Origin of the sequence: Pseudomonas migulae (assembly GCF_043225285.1) — a bacterium.
Classification (GTDB): domain Bacteria; phylum Pseudomonadota; class Gammaproteobacteria; order Pseudomonadales; family Pseudomonadaceae; genus Aquipseudomonas; species Aquipseudomonas migulae_C.
The window spans coordinates 1,415,398-1,431,440 of record NZ_CP171224.1 but is presented as its reverse complement, the minus strand read 5'-3'; the positions used below and the strand labels follow the sequence as shown (position 1 = coordinate 1,431,440).

The window sequence follows — 16,043 nt, the reverse complement described above, 5'->3', positions numbered from 1 at the left end:
GATAACGCTTGAAGCCTGATACTCAGCGGTGTTCTTGAGTCCATCGCGAGCAGGCTCGCTCCTACAAAGAGCAGGACCGCAATCAGTCGTTGTAGTCTTCCCAGCCGCCCATTTGCTTCCAGCGATTGACGATGCCGCAGAACAGCTCGGCCGTCTTCTCGGTGTCGTAGCGGGCCGAGTGGGCCTCACGGCCGTCGAAGTCGATGTCCGCGGCCTGACAGGCCTTCGCCAGCACGGTTTGACCGTAAGCCAACCCAGCCAGGGTGGCGGTGTCGAAACTGGAGAACGGGTGAAACGGGTTGCGTTTCATGTCCAGTCGCGCAACTGCCGCATTGAGGAAGCCCAAGTCAAAGCTGCTGTTGTGCCCGACCAGAATCGCCCGCTTGCAGCCGTTGGCTTTCAACGCCTTGCGGATGCCACGGAAGATATCGGTCAAGGCCGCTTCTTCGCTCACCGCCATGCGCAGCGGATGATCGAGTTTGATCCCGGTGAATTCCAGCGCGGCCGCTTCGATGTTCGCGCCTTCAAAAGGCTCTACACGGAAGAAATAGGTGTGATCGGGATACACAAAGCCTTTTTCATCCATGGCGATGGTGGTCGCGGCGATTTCCAGCAAGGCGTCAGTGGCAGAGTTGAAACCACCGGTTTCAACGTCGACAACGACTGGCAGGTATCCGCGGAATCGAGCTGCCATCGGGTGGCGTGGACCACCTCCGCCGCCTTGACCGTCCTGTTCGTCGTCGAAATGGTCTTCACTCACGCGTGTTCCTCCAGCAGGCGCCAGCGCAGTTTTTCACCGGCGCGCAGCGGGATAACGGTCAGCTCGCCAAATGGCAGGCTGGTGGGGGCGGTCCACTCGTCGCGGACCAGGGTGATGCGATCGGTGTTCACCGGCAGGCCATAGAAGCGCGGGCCGTTGAGGCTGGCAAAGGCTTCGAGCTTGTCCAGCGCATTGCGCTGTTCGAACGCTTCGGCGTACATCTCGATCGCCGCATAAGCGGTGTAGCAACCGGCGCAACCGCAAGCGGCTTCCTTGGCATGCTGGGCATGGGGCGCCGAGTCGGTGCCGAGGAAAAACTTTTCGCTGCCGCTGGTGGCGGCGTCGAGCAGGGCTTCCTGGTGCGTATTGCGCTTGAGGATCGGCAGGCAGTAGAAGTGCGGGCGAATCCCGCCGACCAGCATGTGGTTGCGGTTGTAGAGCAAGTGATGCGCGGTGATGGTCGCGCCAACGTTGGCCGGGGCCGAGTTGACGAACTGCACGGCGTCCGCGGTGGTGATGTGTTCGAACACCACTTTGAGTGTCGGGAAACGCTCGACCACACGGCGCATGTGCTCATCGATGAAGATTTTTTCGCGGTCGAACACGTCGACATCGCCACGGGTGACTTCACCGTGAATCAACAAGGGCATCCCGACCTCGGCCATGGCCTCGATCGCGGGGAAAATCTTGTCGATGCTGGTGACGCCAGAATCCGAGTTGGTGGTCGCGCCGGCCGGGTACAGCTTGGCGGCGTGCACGAAACCGCTGGCCTTGGCCTCGCGAATTTCTTCGGGCTGGGTGCGGTCGGTGAGGTAAAGGACCATCAACGGTTCGAAACGGCTGCCGGCCGGACGTGCAGCGAGAATCCGCTGGCGATAGCCGTCGGCTTCAGCGGCGTTGCGCACCGGAGGTACCAGGTTGGGCATGATGATGGCGCGACCAAAGGTACGCGCGACATCCGCAACGGTATTGGTCAACACGGCACCATCGCGAAGATGAATGTGCCAGTCGTCGGGACGCAGCAGGGTCAGGCGGTCGGACATGAGGGGATTCCAGGCGGGTCAAACTGAGGGGAATGCTACCGGAAAAGACTCTCTCAGGCACTCGCTATCAAGTTTTGCCGGAAGCTTCCGATATCCAACAGGTATGCCGTAAACATGTGTGTCGGTCATTTTGTTGTAGAAGCCAGTGGAGCCTCCCGTGCGCCAGCGTTATTTAGCCTTGCTCAGTGTGTTTGCCAGCCTTCCCGCGATGGCGCTCACTTTCCAGACCCGTCTGGAGAGCATCGAGTGGACGGTCGAAGGGGACAAGTTCGAGTGTCGCCTGATCCAGCCGATCACCGATTTCGGGTCGGGCGAATTCGTGCGCCGTGCCGGCGAGCAGGCGACATTTCGTCTGAAGGCCTACAATTCGATGGTCGGCGGCGGCTCGGCGACCCTGCTTGCAGCCGCTGCGCCGTGGCAGCCAGGGCGTGGTGACATCAACCTTGGCTCCGTGCGCATCGGCAGCGGCAACGTCCTGTTCAACAGTTCGCAGGTTCAGGCCGGGCGTCTGATCAGCGGCTTGATGGATGGGCGCAGTCCGGTCGTTCGGCATTCTTCGGGCGATGGCCGGGTGTCGGAAGTGCGCCTGTTGCCGGTCAAATTCAGCAAGGCATTTAACGATTACCAGGGCTGTGTGGCGAAACTGCTGCCGAAGAATTTCGAGCAGGTCAAACAGTCACAGATTGGCTTCTCCGGCGAAGGCCTGGATCTCGACGCGCAGGCCAAGGCTCAGTTGCAGGTGATGCTGGAATTCATGAAGGCCGATCCTACGGTCAATCACATTGAGCTTGATGGCCACTCCGACAACAGCGGCAATCGCCTGGCCAACCGCGAGCTGTCACGCCGCCGAGCCTTGGCGGTCATGGAGTTTTTCAAGGCCAACGGTGTTCAGGAATCGCAGATCACCGTGCGCTTCCATGGCGAACGCTACCCGTTGGTGCCCAACACCAATGCCGCCAACCGGGCGAAGAACCGTCGGGTCAACGTGCACCTCGCGCGGGTCGCGCCGACCGAAGCGCCAGCGCCTCAAACGACGGCGTCGGCGAGCGCAGCCAAGACCTCATGAGCCGGCTGTGATCGTCGCGCGCTCGACATAATCTGTCGCTTCGTCGTCATAAGCTGTCGCGCCACTGTAAATTATTCTGCATGACCGGTAGACTTGACGGCTTTCCGTAGAACCCCGTGGAGTGATGGCATGGCGGACGTAAACAAGGTCGTTCTGGCGTATTCCGGCGGCCTGGACACTTCGGTGATCCTCAAGTGGCTGCAGGATACTTATAACTGTGAAGTGGTGACCTTTACCGCTGACCTGGGTCAGGGCGAAGAGGTCGAACCGGCTCGCGCCAAGGCTCAGGCCATGGGCGTGAAAGAAATCTACATCGACGATCTGCGCGAAGAGTTCGTGCGTGATTTCGTGTTCCCGATGTTCCGCGCCAACACCGTTTACGAAGGCGAGTACCTGCTGGGTACTTCCATCGCCCGTCCGTTGATCGCCAAGCGCCTGATCGAAATCGCCAACGAAACCGGCGCTGACGCCATTTCCCATGGCGCCACCGGCAAGGGCAACGACCAGGTTCGTTTCGAACTGGGCGCCTACGCTCTCAAACCAGGTGTGAAAGTGATCGCACCGTGGCGCGAATGGGACCTGCTCTCCCGTGAAAAGCTGATGGATTACGCTGAAAAGCACGCAATCCCGATCGAGCGTCACGGCAAGAAAAAATCCCCGTACTCGATGGATGCCAACCTGCTGCACATCTCCTATGAAGGCGGCGTGCTGGAAGACACCTGGACCGAGCACGAAGAAGACATGTGGAAATGGACCGTCTCCCCGGAGAACGCTCCTGACAAGCCGCAATACCTCGAACTGACCTACCGTAACGGCGACATCGTTGCACTGGACGGCGTCGAAATGACCCCGGCCACCGTGCTGGCGACCCTGAACCGTATCGGTGGCGAACACGGCATCGGCCGTCTCGACATCGTCGAGAACCGCTACGTGGGCATGAAGTCCCGCGGCTGCTACGAAACCCCAGGCGGCACCATCATGCTGCGCGCTCACCGTGCGATCGAATCGATCACCCTGGACCGCGAAGTGGCTCACCTCAAAGACGAGCTGATGCCGAAATACGCCAGCCTGATCTACACCGGTTACTGGTGGAGCCCTGAGCGTCTGATGCTGCAACAGATGATCGATGCGTCCCAGGCACACGTGAACGGCGTTGTGCGCCTGAAGCTGTACAAGGGCAACGTGATCGTCACTGGCCGCAAGTCCGACGAGTCGCTGTTCGACGCCAACATCGCGACCTTTGAAGAAGATGGCGGCGCCTACAACCAGGCTGACGCAGCAGGCTTCATCAAGCTCAATGCCTTGCGCATGCGTATCGCGGCGAACAAGGGTCGGAAGCTGTTCTGAAGCTTTTGATTCGGTAATGGGATTTGTGGCCTTGTTTTCGGCAAGGCCACAAATTTGAAATAGGGGTTTTATTTCTGACATTGCGATTCATCTTTCTTATTGTTCTGTAAGTGCCATTCCCGCCTGCGTCTCTCCCATTGATCCTAAAAAGCCACTGACCGTTCTGCGTCAACATGGCGAGATTGATCAATGACCATCACCTCATGCGAGTTCAAGTTGTAAGCAACGCAAAACGGTACGCCGCTGCGTTTTTTGGCATGCCTGAAAAATTTGAGCGCGCTTTCCTTCAGCAAACCTTCCGATTCAGCACTGATAAGAAACACGACAAGTTGCATCGTGGCTCCTGTGGGCGGGGGAATATCTTCCAGAAGCTCGCGAAACTCGATTTTTCTGTTCATGCATCGCGCATCGATGATGTGCAGGTCCTTCAGTCGCTCGGGCCAATCGACGTGCTGCTGGAATGAGTGGTTTTCCCGTACACCGTTCTCGCCGGGAGGGCTTCGCGTGTTATCCGGGCGCTCGGCATTGTCCATGGCTTTTATGAAGTGTTTGCCCTTCTCGAAGTCGGACGGGGCGTAGAGCGATCGATAGTTGAAGTTGAGTGTGACGAAGAATAGAAGAAGCAGATAAAAAGGAAAGCTGATCAAAAACCAGATATAGATTTCTCGTTCCTTGTTGTCCAGAAAGGGCAAGGAGACAGCTGCGGAAGTTTCAGACAGTGTTGCGAATATGGCGATGACTGTCATGGGGTTGGTGATCCTTTGTTTTAGTTTTTCCATGTTTTGTACTCATATGAATTTATCTTTTCTCATTGGGTTAGTTGGTTATTATTCACCGATGCGGTCTTTATGATAGCGGCGAACTTATAATGATCGTATATATGTTTTTATTGGGTGGTAGTTATCGATTGTTTTTTGTTGTAAGTCTTTGTGTAAGTGGTGTTCAGGCTCAAATTAAAGTGCTGAAGTGTCGATTGACGTGAAAGGTTAGCTCACCTGTTAAAAGCGCGCCGGATCAACGTTCTCGATTTGTTGTTTGTATTCGACATTTTGTAAATTTATACAAAAAAATGTTGAAGCCGGGAATGGCATAGCGCAAATAAGATATCCGACACGCAAGTGTCGAAGCTTTTTTGTAGGAGTATTCCGCGTTATTTGTAGGGAATGTCTCTCGGTGCAGGTGGTTGGGGGGGGGCGGCATGCCATGGGTGAAACGACTAGGCTATTGTGCGGGCTCTAAAAATTCGAACAGCGAAATTGGACTTGCCCATGAATAAAGTGCTGATCGTGGATGATCACCCCGTCATTCGTCTTGCGGTACGTATGCTGATGGAACGTCATGGCTACGAAGTCATTGCAGAAACAGACAATGGCGTGGATGCATTGCAACTGGCTCGTGAACATATGCCGGATATTGTCATCCTGGATATAGGTATACCGAAGCTGGATGGACTGGAAGTCATTGCACGCCTGGTGTCGGCAGCCATGCCAATGAAAGTCCTGATATTGACTTCCCAGGCGCCCGGACATTTTTCGATGCGTTGCATGCAGTCCGGTGCCGCCGGGTATGTTTGCAAACAGCAGGACCTTACTGAATTGCTCAGTGCAATAAAGGCTGTATTGTCAGGCTACAGTTATTTCCCCAATCAGGCTCTGCATACAGTGCGTTCAAGTCTGGGAAATGCCAGTGAAGCCGATATGGTGGATCGTTTGTCCGGACGGGAAATGATGGTTTTGCAGCAGTTGGCCCGAGGCAAGACCAACAAGGAAATTGCCGATGGGATGTTCCTCAGTAACAAGACAGTGAGTACTTACAAAACTCGCCTGTTATTGAAGCTCAACGCGCGATCCCTGGTGGACTTGATCGAACTGGCTCAACGCAATGGGTTGGTGTGACGGTGCCTGAGCGCCAAGGGGGGCGAGGGCTTTTGCCAGGTTTGGTACTCAAAAAAAAGCCTCCGTTCAGGGAGGCTTTCAGGTGTCATAGATCAAAATCGTAATCGGCCAATTGCTTTTGCAGTCGGCGCTCCTCCAGCAGGTTGTCGATTGTGCGGCGTTTGCTCAGGTTGGTTTTCGCTACTTCAACCACCGGTTCCGCGTCATCGGCCTCAACGGGTGTGAAGTCGTCTTCTACGTCCAATTGCTCTTTGCCAGTGCTCATAAGGTTAACTCCAGGCTAAGACTGCCTTTGGCGCTCCTTATATCGACAATCTCTCTGCGGGTAAAAAAGATTTTTTCAATCGATAAATCAATAATCCTAATAGCGCCTCAATCGTCCGAAGTCTTGTGCTTGTATTCGCACAGGTCTTCGATCCGGCAGCTGCCGCACCGGGGCTTGCGGGCCAGGCAGACGTAGCGCCCGTGAAGAATCAGCCAGTGATGGGAATCGAGCAGGTACTCCTTCGGCACGAACTTCATCAGTTTTTTCTCGACCTCGACCACATTTTTCCCCGGTGCGATCCCGGTACGGTTGCTGACGCGAAAAATGTGGGTGTCCACTGCCATGGTCAGTTGGCGAAAGGCCGTATTGAGCACCACGTTGGCGGTCTTGCGGCCTACGCCAGGCAGCGCTTCGAGCTCTTCGCGAGTCTGTGGGACTTCGCCTCCGTGGCGCTCCACCAGCAAGCGACAGGTCTCGATCACGTTTTTCGCCTTGCTGTTGAACAGGCCGATGGTCTTGATGTATTCCGACAAGCCTTCGACACCCAAGGCATGGATGGCCGCCGGAGTGTTAGCCTCCGGATAGAGCCTGGCCGTGGCCTTGTTCACGCCGACATCGGTCGATTGCGCGGAGAGAATCACCGAGATCAGCAACTCGAACGGCGTGGAGTAGGCCAGTTCGGTTTTCGGTTCCGGGTTGTCTTCATGCAGCCTGCGGAAAATTTCCAGACGTTTTGCGGCATTCATGGGCAGTGCGTTTCCTCGAAAGCAGTCAGTGTGAGGGATTCGGGCGAGGCCAGGCCTGCCAGGCTGCGATCAACAGCCCCAACAGAATGAAACCACCGGGCGCCAACGTAGCCAGATGCAGGCCTTCACTGCCGATGAGTTCGCGCAACAGGCCCAAACCCACCATCAATGCGCCGAACATGCCACACAGGCGCAGACGATCACGCCAGGCGCTCTGGAAAAAGCCGGTGTGGTCCAGGACAACGCATTGCAAGGCGATCAGCCCGGCATAGATTCCCGCCTGATGGTGCCATTGGAGTAACCAGGCTTGTGCGGCGATTTCCGCGCAACTGGTTAGCGTGGCAGCGAGCAGGATTCCCGCGATCAACCGGGCGGTCGGCACAAGCCTTGGCCGCAACGCATGCATGCCGACACCATAAGCACTGATGACCACGATAAACATCAACCACAGGCCCAGCGCCGTCATCCACGAGTCGGTGGCGCCAATCAGCGGCGCAAGCATCAGCGAGTTCTGCAATGTCGATGACTTACTCATGGGAAGTGTCCCCGATCAGCTGTTGCCGATGTTCATCGAAGTAGCGCAAGGCGTCGTGGATGGCGTTGATCACGGTTCTTGACGTGATGGTCGCCCCGGCAATCTGGTCGAACTCGCCCTGATCCTTTTTTAACGCCCAGCGATTGTCGGCCGGTTCGTTTCGCGACCTGCCGGCAAAGTCATTGAGCCAGGCATTCGGCCAGTCTGCGATGCGCGCGCCCAGCCCTGGCGTCTCGGATTGCCTGAGGGTTTTGACGGCAACCAATTTGCCGTTCACGGCGATGGCAATCAGCAAGTCGATGCTGCCCGCATAACCCATCGACTGGCTGCGCAGTAAAACGATAGTGGGCTGGCCGGCTTTGGTCGCCAGGTAGCCGCCTTGCAATGTGCTGTTGGCCAACACGGCAGTGTCGAGTCGTAGCGGCTGTTCCAGCGGTTGATTGTCATAGCTGTCAGCGGGCAGCAGGTCCAGCAGGCGACGGCTGTCGATTGCCCGCTGTTCGGCGGCAATGCGTGGTGCGCTGCTTCGTTGCGCAAGGTAAGTCGCGCCAATTCCCAGCGCTGCCAGCAACAGGACGATCACCACGCTCGTCGCTCGGTTCATGGCTTAACACGCTCCTGCCTCGACGCGGCAAACCGGTCCAGCGCCGGCACGCACAGGTTCATCAACAACACTGCAAATGCCACACCGTCCGGGTAACCACCCCACGTGCGGATCAGGTAAGTCAGCAACCCCACGCCTGCGCCGAACAACAGTCGGGCGCCCGGATTTTTGGCACCGGACACCGGTTCCGTGACGATAAAAAATGCACCCAGCATGCTGGCGCCGGTGAGCAGGTGAAACAGCGGCGAACCGTGAGAGTCGGAGCCCGAGCCGTTCCAGCACAGCAGGCTGATGACAAACAAACTGGCCAGCATGCCGACCGGCGCATGCCAGCTGAACACCCGCCGTTGCAGCAGAAACACGCCGCCCGCCAGAAACGCCAGGTTGACCCATTCCACGCCGCGCGCACCGAAGTGGCCGAATGCCGGGTTGCCGGCGAAGAGTTCATCCATGGTCAGGCTCTTATTGATGCGCAGGCTGTCCAGCGCCGTTGCCTGGACCCAGGCATCCGGCGTCTGGCCGAAATCGAACACTTGCTGCAAGCCGCCGAGCAGGTCCATGCCGTGGGACGACGGCCAATGGGTCATCGGCTGGGGAAACGCCACCAGCACCAGGGCGAAACCGAGCATCGCCGGGTTGAACGGATTTTTCCCGACGCCGCCATACAGCTGCTTGCCGAACAGTGCGAACGCCGAGGCACACACCGTCAACCACCAAGGACAATACGGCGGCAAGGCCAGGGCCAGCAGCGTGGCACTGACCAGCGCGCTGCCGTCGCTCAAGGTCGGTCGAAGCTCACGTTGACGCAGTTTCAACACCACGGCTTCAACGGCCAGCGCGGTCACACCCGCCAGAATCAGGTTGATCAACACGCCCCAGCCATACAGCCAGAACAACACCAGCATGCCCGGCACCGTGGCCAGCAACACCAGCTTCATGGCTTGCTGCAGGCGCTCGTCGACCGGCTCAAGGGGTGACATGGGTGTTCACCTGCTGCTCGCTGGCGACTTGCGCTGCGTGCAGGTTTTTTTCGGCGTCGGCGAGCGCGCGTTCCAGGGCTTCGATCTGCTCGGCGGGTGCTTCGCGGGCCTGGGCTTTCTTGAGTTCGGCGCGGCGCATGGCCAACTGGATTTTCGCCCGTTTAACGTCGGCATCCTTGGCGGGGGCAACGGGTGCAATGGGCGCTGGCGCTGGAGGCGCATTTTCTTCCAGCTGCGTCAGGACTTGCTCGGCGGCTTCGAATTGCTGTTGCAGGACGATCAGTTGCGATTGCTGTTCGAACGTCGGCGGATGCCCGAACGCCTTGAGCGATTTGTTCAGTTGCGCGCGGCTCATGGCCACATCGATTTTGGCTTTCTTCAGTGCCGCATCGGCATTCGCCGCTTTCTGCGCGCGAACCCTTTCCAGCGCGGCCTGAACCGGGTCGAGCGTCGCCACTTCAGGCTGTTGCACCGCGCGATGCGCACGGGCCTGGCGCTCGGCGAGTTTCAGTTCTTCTTCACGATGCAGGCGCGCATTACGCTGTTCAAAGCGGAGTCGTGCGTGATTGCGCTTGGCGGCGCGTTCCTGTTGTTCCTCGAGGCTGAAGGCCAGCCCTCCCACAATCGGCAACGTGGCCAGCGGTAGCGGCCGCATCTCGATGCAGTCCACCGGGCAAGGCGCCACACAGAGGTCGCAGCCGGTGCATTCGTCGATGATCACCGTGTGCATCAACTTCGCTGCGCCGACGATGGCGTCCACCGGGCACGCCTGGATGCACTTGGTGCAGCCGATGCACTCGGCCTCGCGGATGTAGGCGATTTGCGCCGGGGCCGAGCCGCGACTCACGTCCAGTTCCAATACCGGCACTTTCAGCAAATCGGCCAGCGCCGAGATGGTTTCGCTGCCGCCGGGCGGGCACTTGTTGATCGGCTCACCGTTGGCAATGCCTTCGGCGTACGGTTTGCATCCGGGGTGGCCGCACTTGCCGCACTGGGTCTGCGGCAACAGGGCATCGATGCGTTGAATCAGACTCATGTTTTGATCAGTCCGCTGAATCCGAGAAAAGCCACTGCGATCAGTCCGGCGCCGATCAGGTCGATCGGCAGGCCGCGAAAGGGCAGGGGAACATCGTTATCGAGTGTGCGCTGGCGCAAGTCGCTGAACAGACTCAACACCAGCCAGAAGCCCAGCCCGGCACCGATACTCAGGGCCGTGGCGTGGAGAAAACCCTTGTCCTCGCGGACGTTGATCAACGCCAGCCCGAGCACGCCGGCATTGCCCAGCAGCAGTGGCCAGAGACCGTCGAACGACAGCGCCGCGAACGCTTTCGGCAACAGCTTGAGCAATGGCGTGATCAACAGCACGCTCAACGGCAGAAACACGAACAGGTGCAGCGAAGTCAGCGCCAAAGGCACCAACAGCCAGTGATAGAGCGCGTAGCCGAGCATGCCGACGATCAGCATCAGGCACGTCGTCGCGATGCCCAACGCATGCACCTGATGGCGCTCGGCGCCCAGCAGCGGATCGACGCCCAGCGGCGTGTGCAACACGAGGTTGTTGATCAGGGCGGTGCTGATAAGCGCAAGAAGCAGTTCGGTCATGATCGTGCCGGCTGGAACAGGGCTCTCTCAAAGGAGATTAGGCATTATCCGGCAAGGACGGAGGGCGGGCCAGATATGAAAATCCCACAGGCGCGCCAGGCACGACTGTGGGATCGGGTTCGCGCAGTAACTTACTTGATGCGCTGACCTGGCTTGGCGCCGCTGTCGGGGCTGAGCAGGTAGATTTCTTCACCGCCAGGACCGGCCGCCATCACCATGCCTTCGGAGATACCGAACTTCATTTTCCGCGGCTTGAGGTTGGCGATCATCATGGTCAGGCGACCATCGAGCTTGGACGGATCCGGGTAAGCGCTCTTGATGCCGGAGAACACGTTGCGTTGCTCGTCACCGATGTCGAGGGTCAGGCGCAGCAGCTTGTCAGCGCCTTCCACGGCTTCGGCCTTGATGATCAGCGCGACGCGCAGGTCGACGGCGGCAAAGGTGTCGAAGTCGATTTCCGGCGACAGCGGATCCTTGGCCAGTTCGCCGTTGCCGGCCGGTGCAGTTTCGCCGGTGTCGGTCTGGCTGGCGGTCAGGTCTTCTTTCGAAGCGTCGGTCATGGCCTGCACTTTCACCGGGTCGATGCGGGTCATCAGCGGCTTGAACTCGTTCAGCTGATGATTGCTGAGCAAGGTCGCGTGATCGTTCCAGGTCAGCGGCGCGACGTTGAGGAACGCCTCGGCATCGGCGGCCAGCAGTGGCAATACCGGCTTGAGGAAGATCACCAACTGGCGGAACAGGTTGACGCCCAAGGCGCAGATGGCCTGGACTTCGTCGTGCTTGCCTTCCTGTTTGTTCAGCGACCACGGAGCCTTGTCGGCGATCCAGGCGTTGGCGCGGTCGGCCAGGCCCATGATTTCACGCATGGCGCGGGCGAAGTCGCGAGCCTCGTAGGCTTCGGCAATGCTCGGCGCTGCGGCGAGGAACGCATCGGTCAGCTCCGGCGCGGCGTTACCCGCCACCAGCACACCGGCGTTGCCCTTGTGGATGAAACCGGCGCAGCGGCTGGCGATGTTGACGACTTTGCCGACGAGGTCGGAGTTGACCTTCTGCACGAAGTCTTCGAGGTTCAGGTCGAGGTCATCGACGCCGCGTCCCAGCTTGGCCGCGTAGTAGTAGCGCAGGTATTCCGGCGACAGGTGATCCAGGTAGGTCCGGGCCTTGATGAAGGTGCCGCGGGACTTGGACATTTTCTGGCCGTTGACGGTCAGGTAGCCGTGCACGTTGATGCCGGTCGGCTTGCGGAAGCCGGCGCCTTCGAGCATGGCTGGCCAGAACAGCGCGTGGAAGTTGACGATGTCCTTGCCGATGAAGTGATACAGCTCGGCCGTGGAATCCTTGCCCCAGAACGCGTCGAAATCCAGCTCCGGCGTACGGTTGCACAGGTTCTTGAAGCTGGCCATGTAGCCGATCGGCGCGTCCAGCCAGACGTAGAAATATTTGCCCGGCTCGTCGGGGATCTCGAAACCGAAGTACGGCGCATCGCGGGAGATGTCCCACTGTTGCAGGCCGGCATCCAGCCACTCGGCGATCTTGTTCGCCACGGCGTCTTGCAGGGTGCCGCTGCGGGTCCAGGTTTGCAGCATTTCCTGGAAGTCCGGCAACTTGAAGAAGAAATGCTGGGAGTCCTTGAGCACCGGCGTGGCGCCGGAAATGGCCGACTTCGGATCTTTCAGGTCGGTCGGTGCGTAGGTCGCGCCGCATTTCTCGCAGTTGTCGCCGTACTGGTCTTCGGTGCCGCATTTCGGGCAGGTGCCCTTGATGAAGCGGTCGGCCAGGAACATTTTCTTTTCCGGGTCGAAGTATTGCGTGATCGAGCGCGTGGCGATGTGCCCGGCGTCGCGCAGTTTCAGGTAGATCTGGCTCGACAGCTCACGGTTTTCTTCGGCGTGAGTGGAGTGGAAGTTATCGAAGTCCACCAGGAACTCGGCAAAGTCGGCGCTGTGTTCAGCCTGGACGTTGGCGATCAGTTGTTCCGGGGTGATGCCTTCCTTTTCCGCGCGCAGCATGATCGCCGAACCGTGGGCGTCGTCGGCGCAGACATAAATGCATTGGTTGCCGCGGTGCTTCTGGAAGCGCACCCACATATCGGTCTGGATGTATTCCAGCATGTGGCCAAGATGGATCGAACCATTGGCATAGGGCAGGGCGCTGGTGACGAGGATCTTGCGTGGCTCGGACATGGGGCTCGGCTACTTGATGAAACGGAGGTCGGCCACTATAAAGCGCCGGCGCATATTTTTCACCCCGTGCGCCTGTTTCATTGGATGACTGACGTGGATTCATGCAACGGGTACGATACCCGCCTGATTTTCCAGTCTTGCTATCGGAGTTGCCCATGAGCGCCGTCAATCGCGCAGCGGTGGAAGCCGTCCTTCGTCAATACACCGACCCTTACCTGAACCAGGATCCGGTCAGCGCCGGGTGCGTGCGCAACATCGAGATCCAGGGCGATCGCGTCAGCGTCCAGCTGGAGCTGGGTTACGCCGCCGGCCTGTTCAAAAGTGGCTGGGCGCAGATGCTGCAAATGGCCATTGGAAGTCTGGACGGCGTCGCCAGCGCCCGCGTCGATATCACCAGCGTGATCGCCGCGCACAAGGCTCAGGCACAGATCCCGGGGCTGGCCAACGTCAAGAACGTGGTGGCCGTGGCGTCCGGCAAGGGCGGCGTGGGCAAATCCACCACCGCTGCCAACCTGGCGCTGGCCCTGGCCCGCGAAGGCGCGAAGGTGGGGATTCTGGATGCGGACATCTACGGTCCGAGCCAGGGCATCATGTTCGGGATTCCCGAAGGCACCCGACCGAAGGTCAAGGATCAGAAGTGGTTCGTGCCGATCGAGTCCCATGGCGTCGAAGTGATGTCCATGGCCTTCCTGACCGACGACAACACGCCGATGGTCTGGCGCGGGCCGATGGTGTCCGGCGCGCTGCTGCAACTGGTGACGCAGACCGCCTGGGGCGACCTGGATTACCTGGTCATCGACATGCCGCCAGGCACCGGTGACATCCAGCTGACCCTGGCGCAGAAAGTCCCGGTGGCCGGTGCCGTCATCGTCACCACCCCGCAAGACCTGGCGCTGCTGGATGCGCGCAAGGGCGTCGAGATGTTCCGCAAGGTCAACATCCCGGTGCTCGGTGTGGTGGAAAACATGGCCGTGCACATCTGCTCGAATTGCGGGCATGCCGAGCATCTGTTCGGTGAGGGTGGTGGGGTGAAGCTGGCCAGTCAGTATGGCGTCGAACTCTTGGCGTCGTTGCCGCTGGCGATGGCCATCCGCGAACAGGCCGATGGCGGCAAGCCTACGGTCATTGCCGAGCCGGACAGCCCGATTGCGCTGGTGTATCAGGAACTCGCCCGCCACGTCGGCGCGCGGATCGTGTTGCAGGAAGCGGCTTCGCCGGCGATGCCGAACATCACCATCAGCGACGATTGAGTTGCGCTTTTGTAGGAGCCCGGCTTGCCGGCGATGGCGGATTTGAATACGCCATCGCCGGCAAGCCGGCTCCTACAGGGCCTTCGTTGTACTTTAGATCCGCAACCCGCCATCCATCTCGAGGATCCGGCCGGTGTAGTAGTCGTTCTCGAAAATGTACGCCGCCGAATGCGCGATCTCTTCCGGCTTGCCCATGCGCTTGAGCGGAATTCCGGACGTCATTTTCTCCAGCGCTTCCGGCTTCATCCCCAGCGTCATTTCGGTTTCGATAAAACCCGGTGCAATGCCGGCTACGCGAATGCCGTAGCGCGCCAGTTCCTTGGCCCAGGTGACGGTCGCCGCAGCGACACCGGCCTTGGCCGCCGAGTAGTTGGTCTGGCCAACGTTGCCGGCGCGGGAGATCGACGAGATATTGATGATCGCGCCGCTGTTGTTCAACTCGACCATTTTCGCCGCGACCTCGCGGGTACACAGGAACACGCCGGTCAGGTTGACGTCGATGACCGCTTGCCATTGCGCCAGGCTCATCTTGGTCATTTCGCCGTCCTTGACCTTGAGCAGCAGGCCATCGCGCAGGATGCCGGCGTTGTTGATCAAACCGTGGATCGCACCGAAATCGCCGGCCACCTGGGCAACCATGTGCGTCACTTGTTCTTCATAGGCGACGTTGCACAGGTAAGCGCGGGCCTCGACACCCTTGGCCTTGCACGCGGCAACGGCGGCGTCGAGCTTTTCCTGGTTCAGGTCGACCAGCGCCAGTTTTGCGCCTTTGCCGGCGAAATACTCGGCCATGGAGCGGCCTAAACCCTGGCAACCGCCAGTGATAATGATTACTTTGTCAGTGAGTTGCATTCGCATGCCCCGGTTACAGGTGGGAGTGGTCTTCCTTCAAGAGAGCCTCTCGATCTGCACCGGATGTGGCCTGGTTGCACATGAGAACTGCCCCGATGGCGTACTGGAACTTTCACCAGGCGCCTGTCCGTTTTTTCGACGGATTCTATATAAGGAGTCATAAATTGAGCGTTGAAGCGGCCAAGAATGCCCGAGAATTGCTTCTCAAGGAATACCGTGGAGTGCTCTCGACGCATTCCAAGGCGATGCCCGGTTTCCCGTTTGGCTCCGTGGTTCCTTACTGTCTGGACGAGCAGGGCCGGCCGCTGATTCTGATCAGCCGCATCGCCCAGCACACCCACAATTTGCAGAAAGATCCGAAATGCTCACTGTTCGTGGGCGAGCGCGGTGCCGAAGACGTTCAGGCCGTTGGGCGCCTGACGTACCTCGCCGAAGCCGAAAAAATCGAGGACGCGTCGGCGATTGAAGCGGCCGCCGAGCGCTACTACCGCTACTTCCCGGATTCGCAGAATTACCACAAGGCCCACGATTTCGATTTCTGGGTGCTCAAGCCCGTGCGTCACCGTTACATCGGTGGCTTCGGCGCGATTCACTGGGTCGACCAGCTGACCCTGGCCAACCCATTCGCGGGCAAAGCCGAGGCAAGCATGGTCGAGCACATGAACGCCGATCACGCCAAGGCCATCGCCCACTACGTCGAACTCGCGGGCCTGCCGAAAACCGAACCGGCGCAATTGGCCGGGATCGACACCGAGGGCATGCACCTGCGCATCGGTCAGGGTCTCTACTGGTTACCGTTTCAAGCGCCATGTAATACGCCGACACAAGTCCGTGAAGCCTTGGTTTTCCTGGCCCACGCCGAGCATTGGCCGAAAAATGAAGTGGCTGGTGCTTGAATTCACGAAAGGGCGACGT

16 protein-coding genes and 1 pseudogene are annotated in these 16,043 nt (G+C 59.1%); 5 read left to right on the top strand and 12 right to left on the bottom strand.

Annotated elements, in window-relative coordinates; translation table 11 throughout:
* Positions 1-82: 82 nt before the first annotated feature.
* The gene (rnt, locus tag ACF6ZU_RS06625; protein WP_007938919.1) at positions 83-760 is read right to left on the bottom strand and encodes a ribonuclease T; all 678 of its coding nucleotides are present in this window, start codon (positions 758-760) and stop codon (positions 83-85) included.
* Positions 757-1,803: a dihydroorotase gene (pyrC, locus tag ACF6ZU_RS06620; protein ID WP_392891044.1), complete on the bottom strand. Its 1,047-nt coding sequence runs from the start codon at positions 1,801-1,803 to the stop codon at positions 757-759. Before pyrC ends, rnt begins: the two co-directional genes overlap by 4 nt.
* A 157-nt stretch (positions 1,804-1,960) precedes the next feature.
* Between pyrC and ACF6ZU_RS06615 the strand changes: the two genes are divergently transcribed.
* Together ACF6ZU_RS06615 and ACF6ZU_RS06610 are read left to right on the top strand one after the other, a co-directional pair.
* Positions 1,961-2,869 carry an OmpA family protein gene (locus ACF6ZU_RS06615; protein ID WP_392891043.1) on the top strand — a complete coding sequence of 303 codons (909 nt, stop codon included), beginning with the start codon at positions 1,961-1,963 and terminating at the stop codon, positions 2,867-2,869.
* 129 nt (positions 2,870-2,998) lie between these two features.
* Positions 2,999-4,216, top strand: a complete 1,218-nt coding sequence (locus tag ACF6ZU_RS06610) for an argininosuccinate synthase (protein ID WP_017738284.1) — start codon at positions 2,999-3,001, stop codon at positions 4,214-4,216.
* A gap of 143 nt (positions 4,217-4,359) precedes the next feature.
* On the opposite strand, the gene ACF6ZU_RS06605 is transcribed toward ACF6ZU_RS06610, so the two are convergent.
* Complete coding sequence (locus tag ACF6ZU_RS06605) at positions 4,360-4,995, bottom strand: hypothetical protein (RefSeq protein ID WP_392891042.1); 636 nt, start codon at positions 4,993-4,995, stop codon at positions 4,360-4,362.
* A 489-nt stretch (positions 4,996-5,484) separates the two neighbouring features.
* Between ACF6ZU_RS06605 and ACF6ZU_RS06600 the strand changes: the two genes are divergently transcribed.
* Positions 5,485-6,111: a response regulator transcription factor gene (locus tag ACF6ZU_RS06600; RefSeq protein WP_084322710.1), complete on the top strand. Its 627-nt coding sequence runs from the start codon at positions 5,485-5,487 to the stop codon at positions 6,109-6,111.
* An 85-nt stretch (positions 6,112-6,196) separates the two neighbouring features.
* Here the strand turns inward: ACF6ZU_RS06600 and ACF6ZU_RS06595 are convergent, their stop codons facing one another.
* The 8 genes and pseudogenes from ACF6ZU_RS06595 to metG form a co-directional block, all read right to left on the bottom strand.
* Complete coding sequence (locus ACF6ZU_RS06595; protein ID WP_007898493.1) at positions 6,197-6,376, bottom strand: PA3496 family putative envelope integrity protein; 180 nt, start codon at positions 6,374-6,376, stop codon at positions 6,197-6,199.
* Between the two features lie 107 nt (positions 6,377-6,483).
* Positions 6,484-7,122 (bottom strand): endonuclease III, encoded by a 639-nt coding sequence (gene nth / locus ACF6ZU_RS06590; RefSeq protein ID WP_392891041.1) that lies wholly within the window; start codon positions 7,120-7,122, stop codon positions 6,484-6,486.
* Positions 7,123-7,147: 25 nt separating this feature from the next.
* Positions 7,148-7,657 carry an Rnf-Nqr domain containing protein gene (locus ACF6ZU_RS06585; protein ID WP_392891040.1) on the bottom strand — a complete coding sequence of 170 codons (510 nt, stop codon included), beginning with the start codon at positions 7,655-7,657 and terminating at the stop codon, positions 7,148-7,150.
* A complete protein-coding gene (locus ACF6ZU_RS06580; protein WP_392891039.1) occupies positions 7,650-8,261 on the bottom strand; it encodes an RnfABCDGE type electron transport complex subunit G in 612 nt (203 codons plus the stop codon). Before ACF6ZU_RS06580 ends, ACF6ZU_RS06585 begins: the two co-directional genes overlap by 8 nt.
* Positions 8,258-9,241 (bottom strand): RnfABCDGE type electron transport complex subunit D, encoded by a 984-nt coding sequence (locus tag ACF6ZU_RS06575; protein WP_392891038.1) that lies wholly within the window; start codon positions 9,239-9,241, stop codon positions 8,258-8,260. The genes ACF6ZU_RS06580 and ACF6ZU_RS06575 overlap by 4 nt, the downstream gene beginning before the upstream one ends.
* Before the next feature lie 640 nt (positions 9,242-9,881).
* Positions 9,882-10,256: pseudogene (rsxB, locus tag ACF6ZU_RS06570) on the bottom strand (electron transport complex subunit RsxB); the annotation flags it as partial.
* 17 nt (positions 10,257-10,273) lie between these two features.
* Entirely contained in the window at positions 10,274-10,843 is a 570-nt protein-coding gene (locus ACF6ZU_RS06565) for an electron transport complex protein RnfA (RefSeq protein WP_392891037.1), read from the bottom strand.
* Between the two features lie 131 nt (positions 10,844-10,974).
* Positions 10,975-13,026: a methionine--tRNA ligase gene (gene metG, locus ACF6ZU_RS06560; RefSeq protein WP_392891036.1), complete on the bottom strand. Its 2,052-nt coding sequence runs from the start codon at positions 13,024-13,026 to the stop codon at positions 10,975-10,977.
* 155 nt (positions 13,027-13,181) lie between these two features.
* On the opposite strand from metG, the gene apbC reads away from it, so the two are divergent.
* Positions 13,182-14,276: an iron-sulfur cluster carrier protein ApbC gene (apbC, locus tag ACF6ZU_RS06555; RefSeq protein WP_392891035.1), complete on the top strand. Its 1,095-nt coding sequence runs from the start codon at positions 13,182-13,184 to the stop codon at positions 14,274-14,276.
* A 93-nt stretch (positions 14,277-14,369) separates the two neighbouring features.
* On the opposite strand, the gene ACF6ZU_RS06550 is transcribed toward apbC, so the two are convergent.
* Positions 14,370-15,128, bottom strand: coding sequence for an SDR family oxidoreductase (locus ACF6ZU_RS06550; protein ID WP_392891034.1), 759 nt, complete (start codon positions 15,126-15,128; stop codon positions 14,370-14,372).
* Between the two features lie 164 nt (positions 15,129-15,292).
* Here ACF6ZU_RS06550 and ACF6ZU_RS06545 point away from each other — a divergent pair, with 164 nt between their 5' ends.
* Entirely contained in the window at positions 15,293-16,024 is a 732-nt protein-coding gene (locus ACF6ZU_RS06545) for a HugZ family protein (protein ID WP_392891033.1), read from the top strand.
* The last annotated feature ends 19 nt before the right edge of the window (positions 16,025-16,043 follow it).

What these genes read in the sequence shown, in the direction of transcription:
- pyrC (WP_392891044.1), bottom strand. Translation starts at nt 1,803, where the DNA reads ATGTCCGACCGCCTGACCCTGCTGCGTCCCGACGACTGGCACATTCAT.
- ACF6ZU_RS06610 (WP_017738284.1), top strand. Translation starts at nt 2,999, where the DNA reads ATGGCGGACGTAAACAAGGTCGTTCTGGCGTATTCCGGCGGCCTGGAC.
- ACF6ZU_RS06605 (WP_392891042.1), bottom strand. Translation starts at nt 4,995, where the DNA reads ATGGAAAAACTAAAACAAAGGATCACCAACCCCATGACAGTCATCGCC.
- ACF6ZU_RS06600 (WP_084322710.1), top strand. Translation starts at nt 5,485, where the DNA reads ATGAATAAAGTGCTGATCGTGGATGATCACCCCGTCATTCGTCTTGCG.
- ACF6ZU_RS06595 (WP_007898493.1), bottom strand. Translation starts at nt 6,376, where the DNA reads ATGAGCACTGGCAAAGAGCAATTGGACGTAGAAGACGACTTCACACCC.
- nth (WP_392891041.1), bottom strand. Translation starts at nt 7,122, where the DNA reads ATGAATGCCGCAAAACGTCTGGAAATTTTCCGCAGGCTGCATGAAGAC.
- ACF6ZU_RS06585 (WP_392891040.1), bottom strand. Translation starts at nt 7,657, where the DNA reads ATGAGTAAGTCATCGACATTGCAGAACTCGCTGATGCTTGCGCCGCTG.
- ACF6ZU_RS06580 (WP_392891039.1), bottom strand. Translation starts at nt 8,261, where the DNA reads ATGAACCGAGCGACGAGCGTGGTGATCGTCCTGTTGCTGGCAGCGCTG.
- ACF6ZU_RS06575 (WP_392891038.1), bottom strand. Translation starts at nt 9,241, where the DNA reads ATGTCACCCCTTGAGCCGGTCGACGAGCGCCTGCAGCAAGCCATGAAG.
- ACF6ZU_RS06565 (WP_392891037.1), bottom strand. Translation starts at nt 10,843, where the DNA reads ATGACCGAACTGCTTCTTGCGCTTATCAGCACCGCCCTGATCAACAAC.
- metG (WP_392891036.1), bottom strand. Translation starts at nt 13,026, where the DNA reads ATGTCCGAGCCACGCAAGATCCTCGTCACCAGCGCCCTGCCCTATGCC.
- apbC (WP_392891035.1), top strand. Translation starts at nt 13,182, where the DNA reads ATGAGCGCCGTCAATCGCGCAGCGGTGGAAGCCGTCCTTCGTCAATAC.
- ACF6ZU_RS06550 (WP_392891034.1), bottom strand. Translation starts at nt 15,128, where the DNA reads ATGCAACTCACTGACAAAGTAATCATTATCACTGGCGGTTGCCAGGGT.